General features: G+C 52.9%; 23 protein-coding genes. 8 read left to right on the top strand and 15 right to left on the bottom strand.

Features of this window, described 5'->3' with window-relative positions:
• Nucleotides 1–5 precede the first annotated feature (5 nt).
• On the bottom strand, nucleotides 6–1,892 hold the full coding sequence (htpG, locus tag K7G70_RS02985; protein WP_488801370.1) for a molecular chaperone HtpG: 1,887 nt from the start codon (nucleotides 1,890–1,892) through the stop codon (nucleotides 6–8).
• Nucleotides 1,893–2,007: 115 nt separating this feature from the next.
• On the opposite strand from htpG, the gene ylqF reads away from it, so the two are divergent.
• From ylqF to K7G70_RS02965, 4 genes are all read left to right on the top strand, one after another.
• Entirely contained in the window at nucleotides 2,008–2,931 is a 924-nt protein-coding gene (gene ylqF, locus K7G70_RS02980) for a ribosome biogenesis GTPase YlqF (protein ID WP_223787115.1), read from the top strand.
• 3 nt (nucleotides 2,932–2,934) lie between these two features.
• Nucleotides 2,935–3,585, top strand: coding sequence for an RluA family pseudouridine synthase (locus tag K7G70_RS02975; protein ID WP_223787114.1), 651 nt, complete (start codon nucleotides 2,935–2,937; stop codon nucleotides 3,583–3,585).
• A 78-nt stretch (nucleotides 3,586–3,663) separates the two neighbouring features.
• Entirely contained in the window at nucleotides 3,664–3,882 is a 219-nt protein-coding gene (locus tag K7G70_RS02970; RefSeq protein ID WP_223787113.1) for a hypothetical protein, read from the top strand.
• Nucleotides 3,883–3,898: 16 nt separating this feature from the next.
• A complete protein-coding gene (locus K7G70_RS02965) occupies nucleotides 3,899–4,189 on the top strand; it encodes a hypothetical protein (protein WP_223787112.1) in 291 nt (96 codons plus the stop codon).
• Between the two features lie 7 nt (nucleotides 4,190–4,196).
• On the opposite strand, the gene K7G70_RS02960 is transcribed toward K7G70_RS02965, so the two are convergent.
• The 4 genes from K7G70_RS02960 to K7G70_RS02945 are packed head-to-tail and all read right to left on the bottom strand — an operon-like array spanning nucleotide 4,197 to nucleotide 5,883.
• Complete coding sequence (locus tag K7G70_RS02960) at nucleotides 4,197–4,649, bottom strand: DUF3106 domain-containing protein (RefSeq protein ID WP_223787111.1); 453 nt, start codon at nucleotides 4,647–4,649, stop codon at nucleotides 4,197–4,199.
• Nucleotides 4,624–4,938, bottom strand: coding sequence for a hypothetical protein (locus K7G70_RS02955; RefSeq protein ID WP_223787110.1), 315 nt, complete (start codon nucleotides 4,936–4,938; stop codon nucleotides 4,624–4,626). Before K7G70_RS02955 ends, K7G70_RS02960 begins: the two co-directional genes overlap by 26 nt.
• Nucleotides 4,935–5,288 carry a hypothetical protein gene (locus K7G70_RS02950; RefSeq protein ID WP_223787109.1) on the bottom strand — a complete coding sequence of 118 codons (354 nt, stop codon included), beginning with the start codon at nucleotides 5,286–5,288 and terminating at the stop codon, nucleotides 4,935–4,937. The genes K7G70_RS02955 and K7G70_RS02950 overlap by 4 nt, the downstream gene beginning before the upstream one ends.
• Complete coding sequence (locus K7G70_RS02945; RefSeq protein WP_223787108.1) at nucleotides 5,281–5,883, bottom strand: sigma-70 family RNA polymerase sigma factor; 603 nt, start codon at nucleotides 5,881–5,883, stop codon at nucleotides 5,281–5,283. The genes K7G70_RS02950 and K7G70_RS02945 overlap by 8 nt, the downstream gene beginning before the upstream one ends.
• Before the next feature lie 176 nt (nucleotides 5,884–6,059).
• Between K7G70_RS02945 and K7G70_RS02940 the strand changes: the two genes are divergently transcribed.
• Complete coding sequence (locus K7G70_RS02940) at nucleotides 6,060–6,542, top strand: hypothetical protein (RefSeq protein WP_223787107.1); 483 nt, start codon at nucleotides 6,060–6,062, stop codon at nucleotides 6,540–6,542.
• A 66-nt stretch (nucleotides 6,543–6,608) separates the two neighbouring features.
• On the opposite strand, the gene K7G70_RS02935 is transcribed toward K7G70_RS02940, so the two are convergent.
• The 4 genes from K7G70_RS02935 to K7G70_RS02920 are packed head-to-tail and all read right to left on the bottom strand — an operon-like array spanning nucleotide 6,609 to nucleotide 9,679.
• Nucleotides 6,609–7,964 carry a purple acid phosphatase family protein gene (locus K7G70_RS02935; protein ID WP_223787106.1) on the bottom strand — a complete coding sequence of 452 codons (1,356 nt, stop codon included), beginning with the start codon at nucleotides 7,962–7,964 and terminating at the stop codon, nucleotides 6,609–6,611.
• On the bottom strand, nucleotides 7,951–8,616 hold the full coding sequence (locus tag K7G70_RS02930; RefSeq protein ID WP_223787105.1) for a tetratricopeptide repeat protein: 666 nt from the start codon (nucleotides 8,614–8,616) through the stop codon (nucleotides 7,951–7,953). The genes K7G70_RS02935 and K7G70_RS02930 overlap by 14 nt, the downstream gene beginning before the upstream one ends.
• Before the next feature lie 39 nt (nucleotides 8,617–8,655).
• Nucleotides 8,656–9,324 carry a hypothetical protein gene (locus K7G70_RS02925; RefSeq protein ID WP_223787104.1) on the bottom strand — a complete coding sequence of 223 codons (669 nt, stop codon included), beginning with the start codon at nucleotides 9,322–9,324 and terminating at the stop codon, nucleotides 8,656–8,658.
• Entirely contained in the window at nucleotides 9,284–9,679 is a 396-nt protein-coding gene (locus tag K7G70_RS02920) for a hypothetical protein (RefSeq protein WP_223787103.1), read from the bottom strand. The genes K7G70_RS02925 and K7G70_RS02920 overlap by 41 nt, the downstream gene beginning before the upstream one ends.
• A gap of 131 nt (nucleotides 9,680–9,810) precedes the next feature.
• Here K7G70_RS02920 and K7G70_RS02915 point away from each other — a divergent pair, with 131 nt between their 5' ends.
• From K7G70_RS02915 to K7G70_RS02905, 3 genes are read left to right on the top strand one after another with little or no spacing between them, the layout of a single operon-like run.
• Nucleotides 9,811–10,356, top strand: coding sequence for an NADPH-dependent FMN reductase (locus tag K7G70_RS02915; protein ID WP_223787102.1), 546 nt, complete (start codon nucleotides 9,811–9,813; stop codon nucleotides 10,354–10,356).
• Complete coding sequence (locus tag K7G70_RS02910; RefSeq protein WP_223787101.1) at nucleotides 10,353–11,462, top strand: NADH:flavin oxidoreductase; 1,110 nt, start codon at nucleotides 10,353–10,355, stop codon at nucleotides 11,460–11,462. Before K7G70_RS02915 ends, K7G70_RS02910 begins: the two co-directional genes overlap by 4 nt.
• Before the next feature lie 18 nt (nucleotides 11,463–11,480).
• A complete protein-coding gene (locus K7G70_RS02905) occupies nucleotides 11,481–12,176 on the top strand; it encodes a methyltransferase family protein (RefSeq protein WP_223787100.1) in 696 nt (231 codons plus the stop codon).
• A gap of 7 nt (nucleotides 12,177–12,183) precedes the next feature.
• On the opposite strand, the gene K7G70_RS02900 is transcribed toward K7G70_RS02905, so the two are convergent.
• Genes K7G70_RS02900 through K7G70_RS02875 form a run of 6 tightly spaced genes read right to left on the bottom strand, consistent with a single transcriptional unit; the run spans nucleotide 12,184 to nucleotide 16,269 of the window.
• Nucleotides 12,184–12,747 (bottom strand): outer membrane beta-barrel protein, encoded by a 564-nt coding sequence (locus K7G70_RS02900; protein ID WP_223787099.1) that lies wholly within the window; start codon nucleotides 12,745–12,747, stop codon nucleotides 12,184–12,186.
• 58 nt (nucleotides 12,748–12,805) lie between these two features.
• Nucleotides 12,806–13,513, bottom strand: coding sequence for a DUF1211 domain-containing protein (locus tag K7G70_RS02895; protein ID WP_223787098.1), 708 nt, complete (start codon nucleotides 13,511–13,513; stop codon nucleotides 12,806–12,808).
• 48 nt (nucleotides 13,514–13,561) lie between these two features.
• On the bottom strand, nucleotides 13,562–13,954 hold the full coding sequence (locus K7G70_RS02890) for a hypothetical protein (RefSeq protein WP_223787097.1): 393 nt from the start codon (nucleotides 13,952–13,954) through the stop codon (nucleotides 13,562–13,564).
• Complete coding sequence (locus tag K7G70_RS02885; protein WP_223787096.1) at nucleotides 13,944–14,510, bottom strand: ABC-type transport auxiliary lipoprotein family protein; 567 nt, start codon at nucleotides 14,508–14,510, stop codon at nucleotides 13,944–13,946. The genes K7G70_RS02890 and K7G70_RS02885 overlap by 11 nt, the downstream gene beginning before the upstream one ends.
• On the bottom strand, nucleotides 14,507–15,451 hold the full coding sequence (locus K7G70_RS02880) for an MlaD family protein (protein ID WP_223787095.1): 945 nt from the start codon (nucleotides 15,449–15,451) through the stop codon (nucleotides 14,507–14,509). Before K7G70_RS02880 ends, K7G70_RS02885 begins: the two co-directional genes overlap by 4 nt.
• Nucleotides 15,448–16,269 (bottom strand): ABC transporter ATP-binding protein, encoded by an 822-nt coding sequence (locus K7G70_RS02875; RefSeq protein WP_223787094.1) that lies wholly within the window; start codon nucleotides 16,267–16,269, stop codon nucleotides 15,448–15,450. Before K7G70_RS02875 ends, K7G70_RS02880 begins: the two co-directional genes overlap by 4 nt.
• Nucleotides 16,270–16,271: the final 2 nt, after the last annotated feature.

The raw sequence follows: 16,271 nt of genomic DNA, 5'->3' as shown, positions 1-16,271 counted from the left end.
TTGCTTTACTTCAGGATGTCCAGCATCAAGCGGTTCATTTTGCTGACATGATCGGCGGGATTTTTCAACTGACCGCCTTCAGCCAACAAGGCTTGTTCGAACAGCAATTCTGACCACTGTTTGAATTGGTCTTCGTTGTCAATGTGCTCAATGTGCTGCACCAATGGATGATCCAGATTCAGTTCCAATGCGGGCAGTTGACCTGGCATGGCCTGACCGGCTTGTTCCATCAGTTTTTGCATGTGGATGGCCATGGCATGTTCGTCCATCACCAAGCAACTGGCAGAATCAACCAATCGGGTGGAAGCCGTGACTTCACTGACGTGGTCCTTGAGGTGTTTTTGAACCTTTTCCAAGAATGATTTGTCGGCTTCAGAAGGTTCTTTTTCACTTTCCTCGTCTTGGCCCAGGTCCAGCTTGCCTTTGGCCACAGACTGGAATTTTTTGCCGTCATACTCTTGCACATGACCCATCATCCATTCATCGATGCGGCTGTGCATCAACAGCACTTCCACGCCTTTTTTCTTGAACAGTTCCAAATGCGGTGAGTTTTTCACCGCCGAATAGGACTCACCAGTGATGTAATATATCTTGTCTTGTGGGTCCTGCATGCGGCTGATGTAGTCATCCAACGACACGTTTTCGGTGGCGTCCTCATTCTGGGTTGAGGCAAAGCGCAACAGTTTCAGCACCGCATCGCGGTTGCCAAAATCTTCCACCACACCTTCTTTCAAGGTATCGCCAAACTCTTGCCAAAAATTGCCATAGACGTCGTTGTCCAGGGATTTTTTCTTCAGCATGCCCAACACACGTTTGACCAGACCGGACTTGATTTTTTGCAACAAGGGGTTGTCTTGCAACAGTTCACGCGACACGTTCAATGGCAGGTCATTGGAATCCACCACCCCTTTGACAAAGCGCAGGTAGTTGGGCAACAGCTCTTTGGCCGCATCCATGATGAACACCCGTTTGATGAACAATTTCAGGCCCTCGCGGTCTTCGGGATTTTGGAACATGTTGAAGGGCGACTTGCTTGGAACATACAACAAATTGCTGTAGCTTTGGGTGCCTTCGATGTGGTTGTGTGACCAGAAAGCGGCCTCATTGAAATCATTGGAGATTTGTTTATAAAACGCCTGGTAGTCATCCTCAGAGACATCGGCAGGGGCTTTCTTCCATAAGGCAGTGGCGTCATTGACCACTTCATATTCTGGGGTTTTGGCCGGGATCTCATTGCCCTCATCGTCTTTTTCAGGGTAGGTGACTTCCAGCATTTTGATCGGGAAGGCCACGTGCTCGGAATACTTTTTGATCAAAGAACGCAGGCGGTAATTGTCGGCGAACTCAGCCTCTTCTTCCCGCAAGTGCAAGATGATCTCGGTGCCATGTCCTGCCTTGTCAATGGGTTCCAAGGTGAAGTCATTTTTGCCATCTGATTTCCAGCTAACGGCTTCTTTTTCGCCGGCTTTGCGGGTGCGTAATTCAACTTGTTCAGCCACGATGAATGAGGCATAAAAACCGACCCCGAATTGACCAATCAAGTTGGCCTCATCGCGGTCTTTTTTGGCGATCGACTGGAGGTATTTTTTGGTACCGGAATTGGCGATGGTGCCGATGTTGCTGATCACCTCGTCGCGGGTCATGCCGATGCCGTTGTCGGTGATGGTGATGGTTTTGGCCTCGGCATCAAATTCCACCTGAATGGCCAGTTCGTCACCCAACAGTTCTGGGTTTTTGATCGCTTCAAAACGCAATTTGTCACAGGCGTCTGAGGCGTTGGAGATCAATTCTCGCAAAAAGATTTCTTTGTTGGAATACAGCGAGTGAATCACCAGGTCGAGCACCTGATTCACTTCCGCTTGAAATTCAAATTTTTCAGCAGTATTGGTCATGGTTGTCATGGTTGTGATTATAAGATGACAGCAAAATAGGGTGTTCAGCCCAGATTTCAAGTTGCAACTGTCATTTCTCAGTTAAAATGGCGCAGATCATAAAGTTTTCCGCACCATGAACATCAATTGGTTCCCCGGGCACATGCACAAAGCCCAAAAAGAAATCAGACAACTGCTGCCTGAAGTGGATTTGGTGATTGAAGTGCTGGATGCACGTTTGCCCTACAGTTCGCAAAATCCCTTGTTGCAAAAATTGCGAGGCAACACCCCCTGCATCAAATTGTTGAACAAGTCGGATTTGGCCGATGCCGAACTGACCCGAGCCTGGATCAGCGAGTTGCAAAGTGACCCAACCGTCAAAGCCTATGCAGTGAACACCGCAGATGCGGCCTTGATCAAACAAATTCCCAGCTGGTGCCAAGCCTGGTTCCCCGAACGGGCGGTGAACAAAAAGCCCATCCAGGTGATGATCATGGGCATCCCCAATGTGGGCAAGTCCACCCTGATCAACCTGATGGCAGAGCGCACCATTGCCAAAACCGGCAATGAAGCGGCGGTGACCAAACGCCAACAACGCATCAAGTTACCCGGTAATGTGATCTTGCATGACACCCCAGGCGTGCTGTGGCCGCGTTTTGACAACCAAAACAGCGCCTTCCGGTTGGCCGTCACCGGCGCCATCAAAGACCATGTGGTGGAAGCCGAAGACAAAGCTTTTTTTGCGGCAGAATACCTATTAGCCAGTTACCCAGAGCAATTGCAACAACGTTATGCCTTAGCGAACTTACCCCACGATGCCTATGACCTGTTGCTGGCCATCGGGCAAAAACGGGGTGCACTGAAAGCCGGTGGTCGGGTTGACTTGACCCGCATTGCCAACCTGTTTCTGAATGAATTGCGCTTGGGGCAAATCGGCCCGATCACCTTGGAAACGCCGGCCATGATGCACCAAGAGTTGTTGGCAGTGGCTGAACAACTGCGCCTGCGGACAGAAAAAAAGGCGACCAGAAAGGCCGGTTTCAAAAACCACAAGCGTTGAGCCATGTTGCCCTATTGTCCACCCACCGAACCGTTGCTGGACATCGTTCACCAAGACGCTGATGTGTTGGTGTTGAACAAACCATCGGGCTTGTTGTCGGTGCCGGGCCGACGACCAGAATACCAGGACAGTTTACAAAGCCGGGCCCAACAGCAGCTGCCTGGCAGTTTAACCGTGCACCGCTTGGACATGGAAACCTCTGGCCTGGTGGTGATGGCCATGAACAAGCCGGCACAGGCCCATTTAAGCCAACAGTTCGCTCAGCGACAAACCCAAAAATCATACGTGGCACGGGTTTACGGGCACCCCGCTGAGGCAGCTGGCGTGGTTGAGTTGCCGCTGATTTGTGATTGGCCCAACCGGCCCAAACAAAAGGTGGATCAGACCCACGGCAAAGCGGCGACCACCCATTGGCGGGTATTGATCACTGAGCCTGAAACCACGGTGTTGGAGCTCAAGCCCATCACCGGCCGTTCACACCAGCTGCGGGTGCACATGTTGGCTTTGGGCTTGCCCATTGTGGGCGATCAACTGTATGCCACCGGTGCGGCCTTGGCTTGGGCCGAGCGCTTGCATTTGCACAGCCACCAGTTGGGCTTCAGCCACCCCGCCACCAAGCAGCCAATGCAGTTTGAGGCGCCGCTGCCTTTCTGAGCGGCAATAAGAGGGCATTGCTTGAAAAACAGGCGGTCAATTTTGGTTAAGATGGTTCTTTGCACTGTGGAGTCTGGCATGAAAATTGGCTTGGGTGTTTTGTTGTGGTGGCCACTGTCGTTGTTGGCTGGCGGCTTGAGCATGTTCACCTTACCCCCGCGGGACACTTGTGAAGGCGCTTACTTCATTGACATTCAGGCCAGTTTCCCACAGGTGAATTTCAGCACCCTTGACCGTTTATACATCCCCGCTGGACATTACAGTTTTTATCGCATTGGCCAACTGACCGCTGCGTGATTCGAGCAACCCCTTGGTGATCACCCACAGCGGTGGGCAAGTGCGGATTGGTGGCTGTGGTCATCACCATAACTTCAGCATCACCGGTGGCGCCAACTGGGTGCTGACCGGGGCTTATGATGCCGCCGAGCAAACCGGTGATGTCAACTTCCCCGGTCATGCCAATGGCCAATATGCCTATTCTGCAGGCACCTACGGCATCTTGATTGACGCGGATTATGGCGCCGGCAACATTGGCTTGGGCGTGGGAGGCGGGGCCACTGATTTGATTTTTGCCGACTCATTTGAGCCGCAGATGGCGCCTTAGCCACGCTTCACTGGCGCCGTTTTTTGGCTTTGTTTTGTTGCCGCTTGAGCAATTTTTGCCGTTGTTCTGGGGTCAATTGTTCAAATTTTTGGCGCAGCTTTTGGCGTTGTTTGGGGGTCAATTGCTTGTATTTTTGGTGTAAGCGCCACAAGCGGGCCCGTTGGGCCGGGGGCAACTGCTTGAATTTTTGGTAACGTTGGCGAATTTTGCGCCGCTCTTCCGGGCTCATGGCTTGCCATTTGTTCAGGCGTGTCAGGGCCGTTCTTTTTTGTTCTTTGTTCAAACCATGCCAGCGGTCGGCACCTTTGACCAATTGTTGCCGTTGTGCCTCAGGTAAGGTGGACCATTCGGCAGCAAAGGGCGCCAGGGTTTGTTGTTGGGCGGCATTCAACTCGTCCCAGTCTTGGGACCAAACGGCCGAGGCCAGCAGCAGATTAATGATGATCAGGATTGTATTCATGGTTGTTCAGTGTGTTGTCAGGTGGTTGGGGCGATTCCAATTGTTGGGTGAATGAAGAATCCGCGGCAAAGTCTGTGGGTTGCAACCACTGGCCGTCTTGGGTTTCATCCCATTCAGCCAAAAACAGCAACAAGGCTTTGTCGGGTTGGATGTCATCGGCCTCTTGTTCGGCCGTTTGCTCAGTCAGGGCCTCACTTCGGGTGGCCGGTTGGTTGTCTGCTGCGGTGCCGCCCATCGCCGAGTGCACCATCAGCATGCCCACCAAGTTGTTGAGCCAGCCGCGTTTCATATATCCGATTCCATCAAGTCGTTGTCATCCAACCAGGTCAGGAACTCAAGATCCTGATAGAAATCGGTGTCGGCTTCCTCGGCCAACAACTCCAAGTCGGCAAAAATCGAAGGATCTTGTTCGGGCCATTCGCTGGGGCTGTGTTTGAGCAGCGCCCAAGTGAAGGTGACGGCTGCCATGGTGGCCACGCCGGCCGCTGGCAGCAGCCACCGTCGTCTGGGCGTCCGATCGGCTTGGGCCAGAGCCGTATGGCGGGCCTCATTGAGTTTGACCTGAGTGGCCACATCAACTTGGTCCCTGAAGGCATCCAGTGCTTGTTTGATCGGGTCATGGGTGGGTTCTTTAGGCATGGGATTTTCCGAGCAAAGATTTGATTTTTTGGGTGGCCCGAAACAGGTGCGTTTTGACGCTGCCCGGGCTGATTTGCATGACGTCGGCGGTTTCTTGGACCGACAGTTCTTGCCAATGGCGGTACAAAATGACTTGCTGTTGTTGGCTGGGCAAGTCCTGAATGGCGGCGATCACCTCATTGCCTTGGTCCTGGATGTTCAGCGCAGACAAAGGAGAAGGCGCCTCACTGGCTTGTTCGGCCGCCACATCGGTTTGGTCATGACCACTGAAAAAATGCCGAAGCCAACTTTTTTGACGGCGGTGGTGGTCATTGACTTTGTTTTGCAGCACGCGAAAAAACAGCGGACGCCAATCACTGCTGGGCTTGAGGCGGTAACTTTTGATGAAAGACAGCATCGCTTCTTGGACCACATCCAGGGCATCGGCCGGTTGCTTCACGCTGACCAGGGCGATGGCGTAGGCTTCGTTTTGATGCCGCCGCAAAAAGTCGTCCAACGACCGGTTCAATGCCTGTTCTGACATGCCCTGTTCCAGTCGATTTGTGGCCCGTTGTGGGTGTTCATGTTGGTGGTATGTGGTGCTTACTGCAATCATGGTTTCATGGCGAGTCTGATAATCATACAACGGATGGGAGGTGCAGTGGTTGACAGCCCAAAAACTTTTTTTTCGCCTGTCAACCCTATGTCACTGCAGGCGTTGAATGGGTATCTGAGGCAACAAGCCGCAGACCTACGTTAATTGATTTATAAACTACCATTCAGGAGATCAACATGAAAATACTGACCAGCAAATTCACTTTGGTTATTTTATCGGGCCTGTTCCTCGCATCCAGCGCATGGGCGGGATTTGACATCACCCGCATGACCACAGTGGTGGATGACCAATCGGGCTCATACACGGTGACCAAAAGTGGTCGCCTGGAAGCCGGACAATTCACCGGCACCTCATTGACCGAGTTCAATGATTTTCATCCAGGTGATGGTGACCAAGAAGCCAGCTTGACTGGCGTGGTGTCCAAGCAAACCAGTCGCGGCAATGGGCAAATCTCCACCACCGCCGATGGGGCGTTTGTGTTGGCGTCGATCAGTGGCAGCATGGACGTCAGTTTCACCGGATTGAACATCATGGCGGATGACCAAGGCGTTGAATTGAAAGGGGCGGTGACGGTCAATGACACCACCTATGATGCGGCCGAGTTGCCCGATGGCGTGGCCGCCGTGCTGCGACGGGTGTTTTGGTTGACCCGCCGTTGATGTGAAGTCACACATGCCAGACCCATCAAGGGTGCCCAGAGCACCCTTGATGGGTGTTGTCTGGTCCTAATTGAATGTGGTCGCAAAAATCAAGTCTTGTTTGGTCAGGCGGAACACATCTTGGACTTGTCCATTGTCCAACAAAAACTGCACCAACAAGTGATGACCACTGACATCAATCACCAAGGAGCCCAATTCTTGCAGGGCCAATAAATGGCGCATCGCCGGGTGCGGGTTGGGTTCGATGTTACCCACTTTGCCGGAGCTGCCAGCGACCACATAAACCGACCCTTCGTGCGGTGCGGCACCCAGCGTGGGCTTAAAGTAGGTTTCACCGGCAAAGGGATTGCCGTTGGTCCCATCCAACACATGCTGTTGGGGATCAAAACTCTGCGACAAGCCGTAATGCCCATCGATCAGCCATGACCGTTCATACGAGTGGCTGTGTCCACCCAGGATCAAGTCCACGCCATGTTGTTCCAAGATGGGTAACACCGTCTCCCGGGTCCAAATGTGTCTGGACTCAAGGTCCGAATCGTGTGACCCTTTGGTGTAGGGTGGGTGGTGCCACATGGCGATGGTCCAATCCGCCTGGCTCATCATCAAATCGGCCTGCAACCAATCGATCATGGCTGCGCGAAATGGCACCGAAATAAACACCGAATCCAACATCACAAAATGCACGTTGCCATAATCGAAGGAATAATAAGCTTCACTGCCCGAGTCCACGCCGGTGCTGTGACCGGTGGTGCGGGCTTGCTTGGGTAAGGTGAAGATGTCGTAATAGACCCCCGTGCCGGTCAGTGAATTGGCGTTGTGGACATCGTGGTTGCCGATCACCGGCCACAAGCTGGACTGCCTGAGCAGGCTGGGATACATGTCGAACACAGCGGCTTGATACTGTTCTTCAGTGCCCGAGGAGTAGGCGTTGTCACCCAACATCAGCCACAGGTGGGTGTGCTGGTTGCCATTGAAATTCAAGTAAGCATCTCGCACCGCTGCGGCGTTGGCGTTGGCGGTGCCCGAATCACCCAACACCCAAATTCGAAGTGGTTGAGCGGTGCCGTGTGTCGGTGGCATGGTCAGGGCGTGGTTGGCATCATTGCCGGCCAGTATTTCCGCACTGCTGCCCACGGCATAGTGGTAGCGCTGGTTGGGGGTTAATCCGGTGATGGTCACCTCATGTTCGGTGGTGGGGGTGGCTTGGGTGATCGACTCATTGAGTTGGCCTGGTGCCAGTCCCCACATCACCACCGAGTCGGTCAAACCATGGGTGCGCCAGCGCAAGGTGACGCTGGTGGGGGATTGGTTTTGGATGTACGGGCCCCTGATCAGTTCACTGGCTTGTGCCCAGTTGCTCAGCAGCCAGCCCAGCAAAGACCAGGCCAACACCCGGCTTTGCTTGTGCTTATTGTGCTGCATGGGGGGCGTCCGGTGTGGTTTGCCACTTGGGGTGGTTGGGAAAACGGTGCAACAGGCGATCAAGCGCTGCTTGGGCCTGGGCCTGGTTACCACTTTGCTGGGCCAGCTTGATGTTCAATTCCAACAAGCCCAGGTGCGCTGGGTAGCTTGCTAAACCCTGCGTGATCACCGCCATGGCCGATTCGCGATCGCGGCTTTGTTGCAGGGTTTGTGCGGTGATCAAGTACAGGTGAGCCGGTGCCTTTCGCTGCCATTGCAACACCTGCAAATAATGTTGAGCGGCCACCGCAGGTCGCTGTTGTTGGCTGGCCAATTCTGCCAAGGTGACCGCTGCCAATGCTTGTTTATTGGGAAACTGCGCCACCCCTTCGCTGCTGAGAAACTGGGTCAAATATTGGGTGGCCAAGACCGCGTGCTGTTGTTCGGCATACAACAAGCCCATGTGCAAATGGATGTCTGGAGCAAAGGCAAAGCCCCTGCTGGCGGTGTGCAAATCGCTGGCTGCTTGTTGCCAGGCGCCATGCACCGCAAGAATTTGTGCGCGCTGTAAAAACAAGCTCGGATCATTGGGATGCTGCTCAATCCGCTCATTCAAATAATCGAGGTGATGATCGGCATCCAGATGGGCGGTCAAAGTGGGTGTCCAAATCAAGGCAACACATGTCAACAAGCCCTTCATAGATCAAAGCAATCAATCGAAATCATCGGCAAATATCAAATCTTCCACACCCGTGACCGTGGCCCCAGCAATGCCCAACAAACCGCCCACCGACTTGCTGTCAGTCACGGCATTGTCATTGGTGTCTTGATCATAAAAGCTGCCCAGTAAGGCGGCGAAATCACAGGGGCTTTCGATCGTTTGACAAAATGGAATGGTGTCATCACAAAGGGTTTCATCCAACTCGGTGTAATTACAGGAAAAAGTCAGACCTTGGTTGTCCTCCACATAATCAATCAACGGCAATTGGGGATCCATGCCGGCACAGGTGCACTGGGCGGCAACCTCGTTCAAGGCATCCATCTCATCGGCATGATGGATCAAGCCACTGATTTCCAGGGCCCCCAAAATGGCCGGATCGGTGCCCATCAAAGTGTCACTGCACACCCCTTGGCAACCCGGTTCGTTTTGTTCCAATTGTCCCCTGATGCGGGCTTCATTCAGCGGCACATTGAAGGCCGCGCCTACGGTGCCTTGCGGCAGGCGGGTGTTGATTTGTGCGGCCAACAAAGGCACAAAAAACAACGACACCGAGGATTCAGCATACAAATCGATGGCGCCGGCCGTCATGGTGCCGGTGAATTGGCTGGTTGCTGCCGGGTCAATGAACACTTGGGTCAGGCCACCTCTGCGGTCGGCCAAAGACAGGCCTGGGTTGGCTCACATCCCCCAACAGAATACTCAACGACACCGACCCGTCACTGGCGGGCAATTGGTCCCAGCGCCACACCCGCACATGGGCGTTGTCGATGATTCGCTGATCAGCCAGGGCTTGAAAATCTTCAGACACCAGGCTTTGTAAAGACAGCATCACACCGCCGTTGAAATCATCCAGCTGCTGGTCGCCATCGAAATCATAGCAACACACCATTTCGGGATCGGCCAAAGCCGGGTATTGGTTGGCCCAAACATAACTGTATTCTTGTGCCAGGCTGCCCAGCGGCACCATGCAGATGAACCACAGGCCCATGCATCTATTCATCACACCATTGTTCATGTTCTTTTCCTCAACACACTCACCATTATCTTACCAGCCACGGGCGCCGGGTTGAATCAAAACCACAGATTTCCGTGACGGGATTTTCACTGTGGCCAGCTATAATGGCTGCATTTCAAACAGGAACCCACATGATCATTGCTGGCATCTCAGGCAGTCTCAGAAAAAACTCAACCCACCGCGGCATCTTACGCCATGTGAACACCGTATTGGCGGCAAAGGACATCACATTTTGTGAAGTGGACATCAGCGGCTTCCCCTTGTATGACCAAGATTTGAACGACCAAGGCATACCCGCTGCGGTACAGACTGCACACGAGCAACTGGCCCAAGCCGATGCTTTGGTGCTGGCTTCGCCTGAATACAATTATTCCGTATCCGGGGTGCTGAAAAACGCCATCGATTGGTTCTCTCGGGTTGAAAACCAGGCGTTCAACGGCAAAGCCCTGTCCATCATGGGGGCCAGTCCTGGCCTGGGCACAGCCCGCAGCCAATACCATTTGCGCCAAATTTTGGTGTTCATGAATTCGGTGATCGTCAACAAACCCGAAGTGATGATTGGCCAGGCCAGCAGTAAATTCAATGAGCAGGGTGATTTGACCGATGACATAACCAAGGCCCACATCGCCAAAGCCCTGGATGCGCTGATCAAGTTGTGTCAGCAATTGGCCAAATGAGCTCGGCTTTGTTCCAACCCTGGCAACTGGGGTCTTTGTCCACCGAAAATCGTTTGGTGATGGCGCCCATGACGCGCAGTTTTTCACCGGGCCATGTGCCCAATGCCAGCAACGTGGCTTATTATCGTAGGCGGGCAGCAAACGCCGTGGGTTTGATCATCACTGAAGGCACCTGTGTCGGACACCCGGGTGCCAATGGCTATCCCAATGTGCCTTTTTTTCATGGCGAAAAGGCCTTGGCCGGCTGGCAACAAGTGGTCGAAGCGGTGCACGCCGAAGGCGGTAAAATCATCCCGCAATTGTGGCATGTGGGTGGGGTGCGCAAAGATTGTTTGCAACCCGATGAGTCGGTGCCAGCCTACAGCCCTTCGGGCCTGTTGTCACCCAATCGGCCCAATGGTGTGGCCATGACCCATCAGGACATCGAACAGGTGATTGAGGCCTTTGTCGACAGTGCACGTCAGGCCCAGATTCTGGGCTTTGATGGGGTTGAAATTCATGGTGCACATGGTTATTTATTGGATCAATTCTTTTGGCACAAAACCAATCTGCGCACCGATCATTATGGTGGTGACTTGGTCGGGCGCACCCGCTTTGCCGTTGAGTTGATTGCAGCCATGCGCCATGCGGTGGGCGCTGATTTTCCCATCGTGCTGCGTTTTTCACAGTGGAAGCTGCAAGACTACCACGCCCGTTTGGCCACCAACCCGGCAGAATTGGAGCGCTTTCTGGCACCTTTGGTGGACGCCGGGGTGGATGTGTTCCATTGTTCAACCCGGCGGTTTTGGGAACCTGAGTTCGAAGGTTCAGCGCTGAATCTGGCTGGCTGGACCAAACGCTTGACCGGTAAACCGACCATCACGGTCGGCAGTGTCGGCTTGGCCGGTGGTTTTGTCGATGAGGAACAACGCGGCATGGCCGCGCAGTCGAATGCGGATGCCAGTCATTTCGCATTGCTGGAACAATGGCTGGCCGATGGACACATTGACCTGGTGGCGGTGGGTCGCAGCTTGTTGCAAGACCCCGCATGGGTGTTAAAGCTGCAAGCACGGCAATACGACACCATGCAACCTTATGCGGCCGCAGCTTTGAAATCTCTGTTTTGACCGGGTAAACTCAAGGTCATGTTGATGTTTTTGAAGCGCTTGGCAGACCACTTGACCACTGATTTCCTCGGTGGTCCCAAACCCTGGAAATTGGCCTGGGTGATCAACTTCCAAAAAGCCGGTACCTTGTGGGTGGTGCTGGCCCTGATGTTTTATTTCCAAAACCACAGCACCGTCGCTTATGTTTATTTGGCGTTGCATGGTGGTTATGGCTTGGTTTGGTTGCTCAAAGACCTGGCCTTTCCGGATGCCAGTTGGCAGCGGCGGGTGACCATAGGTGGTGGACTGATGGCCTTTATTGGGGTGTTGTTTTGGTATTGGGTGCTGGCCTGGCTGTTGATCAGCCAGCCACAAACGCCAGCCTACCCCTTGGCTGAGCCGATCTGGTTGGCCATTTGCATCACTTTGTGTTTGTTGGGTTGTGTGATTATGATTGCCGCCGATGCGCAAAAATACCACACCCTGCGCTTACAAGCCGGATTGATTGCAGATGGCATCCACAAATACATCCGTCACCCCAATTATTTGGGTGAAATCATGATCTATGGGGCCTTTGGCTTGCTGGTCTGGCATTGGGCGGCGGCTTTGATTTTGGGCGCCGTCTGGTTGTTGGTGTTCGTGCCGAACATGGTGGCCAAAGAGCAGAGCTTGTCCCGCCATCCCGGTTGGGCAGATTACAAAAAACGCAGTGGTTGGTTGTTGCCGTTCTTGTGAGGGCGGGCTAATCGCCGATGGGCACGATGATGCCGATGGTGAACTGGCCATCACCAAAGCCATCTTGACCGGGTAAATCTGAATCATTGGTGTCCAGTCGAGACCGGGCTTCGGCCCGAATGCGCACCCCGTGACCGGTGAAATACCAGGAACCGCCGACCGCCAAATTGACGATTAAGTCGGCATCCTGGGTGTCTGGAAAACGAGAATCCGAATAGATGCCACCCACACCGACCAGAAAATAGGGCTTCCACAAGGGGTCGTGGTTGGTGTAAATGAAATTGAATCCTGCGGCATAGTGTTTCAGGTCAAAATCAATGTCGAAATCGTACTCATCACGCATCACCTCAAATTCCATGGCCCAATTTTCAGTGAAGTGCTTACCCACCCGGAAATCGATCACCTGGGCTTCATTCAAGCGGATGTCATCATCTGGCACCACGATGCCGAGGTTGGCATTCCAGTACCAGCGGTAATCGATGCCATCATACAGGTGTTCATCGGCGTCCTCATTGGCCCAAACCGGCAGGGTAAGCAGGCAGCAAGCCGCGCACAAAGATATGAATTTCATGGCTGGCATTCTATCATGTTGTGATTGGCTGCAGTAACCCGTGCAGCACGGCTTGGCTTCATCTTTGGGCATCCTTCAAATGATTGATCCGCTTGATGAAAAAATAACTGACCAAAGGGTGCAAAGTGGGCATCAGGAAATAAATCACACCAGAGATGCCGGGATTTTGGGTCAATGCCAAAGTGGTGACTGAGGCCACTGCGATTAAGGTCGAAACCAAATGGTGCGTGATGGATTGTTTGGTGCTGGTCAATTCAATGGCATCCAGCTCCAGAGGTGCCCGTTGGCGGTGGGCATTCAAGTGCATGCACAACAAGGTGCCGAACACGCCAATGATGGCCGCGCCATAGAAATACATCATGTACATGCGCTGATCCAAATTGCTCATTGTCCAGTCGATGTGGTCGGGAATGGCAAACAAGGGCGCCACCGGTTCGCCGATGATCAGGTACCACAAAAAGGTGCTGAGCAGTTTCAATGGATAAGCCAGGAACATGACCAAAAACAAAAACAGGGCGTTGAACAACAAGGTCAGTCCATCGGCCATGCCATAACGGCGGAAAAACAAGTAATGCTCCAGCCAGGCATACATGATGAACGCAAAGCTGAGCAAGAAGGCCGGCAAATCACGGACCATCAACCACATGTCATAAAACCCGTAAGTGGAGGCGCTTGCCACAATCAACAGCGTGATGGTGATGGCAAAAATGCCGTCGGCAAAGGCTTCAATCCGAGACACGTCGCCGCCCCGCCAGCGGAAATTCATGTCGGCTCCCAGTTGTTTATGAAACAGGTGGTCGCGCATCATGAGGGACTACCGCAAGGACTTGAGTTTTTCCCAAACTGGGCGTTTCAATGAGTCATCCAGCAACAAGTCGGCCAAACGAGTGAGGTTCATGATTTGGGCATCGTCTGCCCGTTTGATGTCGTCAAACACCAAGGTTTTCTTGGGGTGTTGATAAGTCACCACCGACCCGTCATAAGTCATGGCGTCGTATTGGCAATCATGGCCGATGGCTTGCAGCATTTTCACCAACAGTCTGAATTCATTTTTATCCAACTTGGGAGCTGTTTCGGTGGCTGTCTCGGATGCTGTTGGGGTCTCATCACTCAAGCGGTCCAACAAATCATGGGCATTGTGCGGCACCGGCTGTTTCAAGCGCAGCGAGATCAAGCCCAGCTCGTTGATCAGCCGTTCACTGAACATCGATCAAGTCCATGGCCAGCTGCGAAAGGATTTGATCGACGGCCAGGCCCATGGCGCGACTGAATGCCCGGTAACCTTCACCGTCGATGTTGTGCTGCACCACATATTGGCGACTGAACAGCATTCGATTGTCCGCATCGTACAGCATGAACTCCAAACTGACCTGAGCCAATTGTTGGTTTTTTTCGAAAGCCAGGATGCGGGCATCCAAGATTTGGTGTTCGGCTTGAGCCGGCACTTGGGTGGAGACCGATTGCCAACGCCCGGTGGCCCATTGTTTGAGGTGGTCTTGGAGCAACACTTTGGGTGATTCCAACCAGAAATGGTGGCTGAGTTGAACCAGTGAGCCATCCGCTTGGGTGGCCACCATGGGACGTCCACCCAGCACACTCAGTGCTTTGGGGCGCTTGATCACCAAGGTCAATGGCTTGGGCTCGGCAGTGGCTGCCTGGGCCGTTGCCGGCAGTCGGAAGTATTTTTTGCTTTGGGCTTTTTGATTGCTGCAGGCTGCCAGGGTCAAACAACACACCAACAAGGTCAGGATCAGGCGGTTCATAAGTCATCGTCCTCCACGTCAGGCTCCTTGGAAAAAATCAAACTGGAGGGGTTTTTCCTGATGAGGTTGGTGGCTTCATTGAGGTTCATGCTGGCAGATTCGATTTCATTGGTGATGCTGTCCAATTTGTTGGACAAAGCCAACATACTGCGCGATGCGGTTTTGAGGATGTCAGCCATTTCCGAGTCATCGGCCGAGATCAAGCCGCGGGCATCCGAGACCAGGCTGTTGATGTTGGTCAGGCCTTCATCAAGCGTTTGAATCGACAGTTGCATTTGTTCGGTGAGCTTGGCCAGGTTGGCAATGAATTCATCGATGTTGTCGGTGTTCTCATTGCTCAAAATCTTGTTGGCAGACTGCATCAGTTGATTCAACTCGGTGGTAGAGGTGTTGATGTTGTCCATGATGCCAGGCAGGCCATCATCAATTTGTGCGGTGATGCTGTCCAGCCGTTCATGCAACATTTCCAACATGGGTTTGACTTGTTCTTCAGAAATTTCGGTGATGTTGTCGGAAACCCCGGCCAGCTGGGCGAACAGATCCGCCGGTGGCAGTCCAGGCACCGTGTCACCGGGTTTGAAATGGGTGGTTGATTCACCGCCTTTGATGTTGATTGACATGTCAGCCAACAACCCAGCGGAATTGATTTGGGCGCTGGAATCGTTGGGGATTTTCCATTCTTTCAACACCGAGTAAGTCACTTTAAAATCCAGCTTGCTTTGTTTGTATTCCGGGGTGATGGCTTCAATCTGGCCAATGCGGTAACCCTCAAAATACACCGGGGTGCCATAGCCCAAACCGGTCACATTGGCATAGTAGCTGTGGTAGTCCACGGCATCGGCTTCTTTGCCGGTCATTTTGACCAGGATCCACAAGGTGAATATGGATATCACCAAAGTGAATAAACCGACCCAAAAGTAATTGCTGATGTGTCTTTTCATGAGAGCGTGTAATTTTCCTGTGTGAGTCGTTTGAGGTATTCGGACGGGTTCAATTTATCATGCCGGGATCGTCGTTGCAGTAAGTCCATGACCCGTTTGTTGTCGGACTGTTGTATTTCCTCGACGGTTCCCGTGATCAGGTTTTTGCCATTGTCCAAGACGGTTATTTTATCCGCAATCTTAAAGGCACTGTCAAGTTCATGGGTCACCACCACCATGCTCATGCCCATGGTATCACGCAAAGACAGGATCAAGTCATCAATTTCCGAGGCCACCACCGGGTCCAGTCCTGCAGAAGGTTCATCGAAAAACAGCAGCTTGGGATCCATCACGATGGCCCGGGCCAGGGCTGCTCGTTTGATCATGCCGCCAGACAATTGTGCCGGCATCAGTTTGTGGAAACCGCCGAGGTTGACCACTTCCAGTTTCATGCGGGAAATGATGCGGATGGTGTTCTCATCCAAGTCGGTGAATTCACGCAATGGCAAGGCCACGTTTTCCCCCACCGTCATGGACGAAAACAGCGCGCCGCTTTGGAATGAAACCCCGATGTTTTGTTTCAGTTTCAAATTGTCGTTGAAATTGATTTGGTGGATGTTCTGGCCCAACAATTCGATTTCACCCTTGGTCGGTTCATACAATCCCAGGATGTGCCACAACAGGGTGGACTTGCCCGAACCACTGCCGCCCATGATGACCCGGATCTCACCGCGTTTGACATCCATATCAACGCCATCAAGGATTTTTCGCATGCCATAGTGGGTCACCAGTTGTTTGACTGAGATGACGGTTTCTGGGGTGTGGTTATCTGTGGTCATGA

This window comes from Marinicella meishanensis, assembly GCF_019931145.1.
Classification (GTDB): Bacteria; Pseudomonadota; Gammaproteobacteria; order Xanthomonadales; family Marinicellaceae; genus Marinicella; species Marinicella meishanensis.
This window is presented reverse-complemented; position numbering and strand designations above follow the sequence as displayed.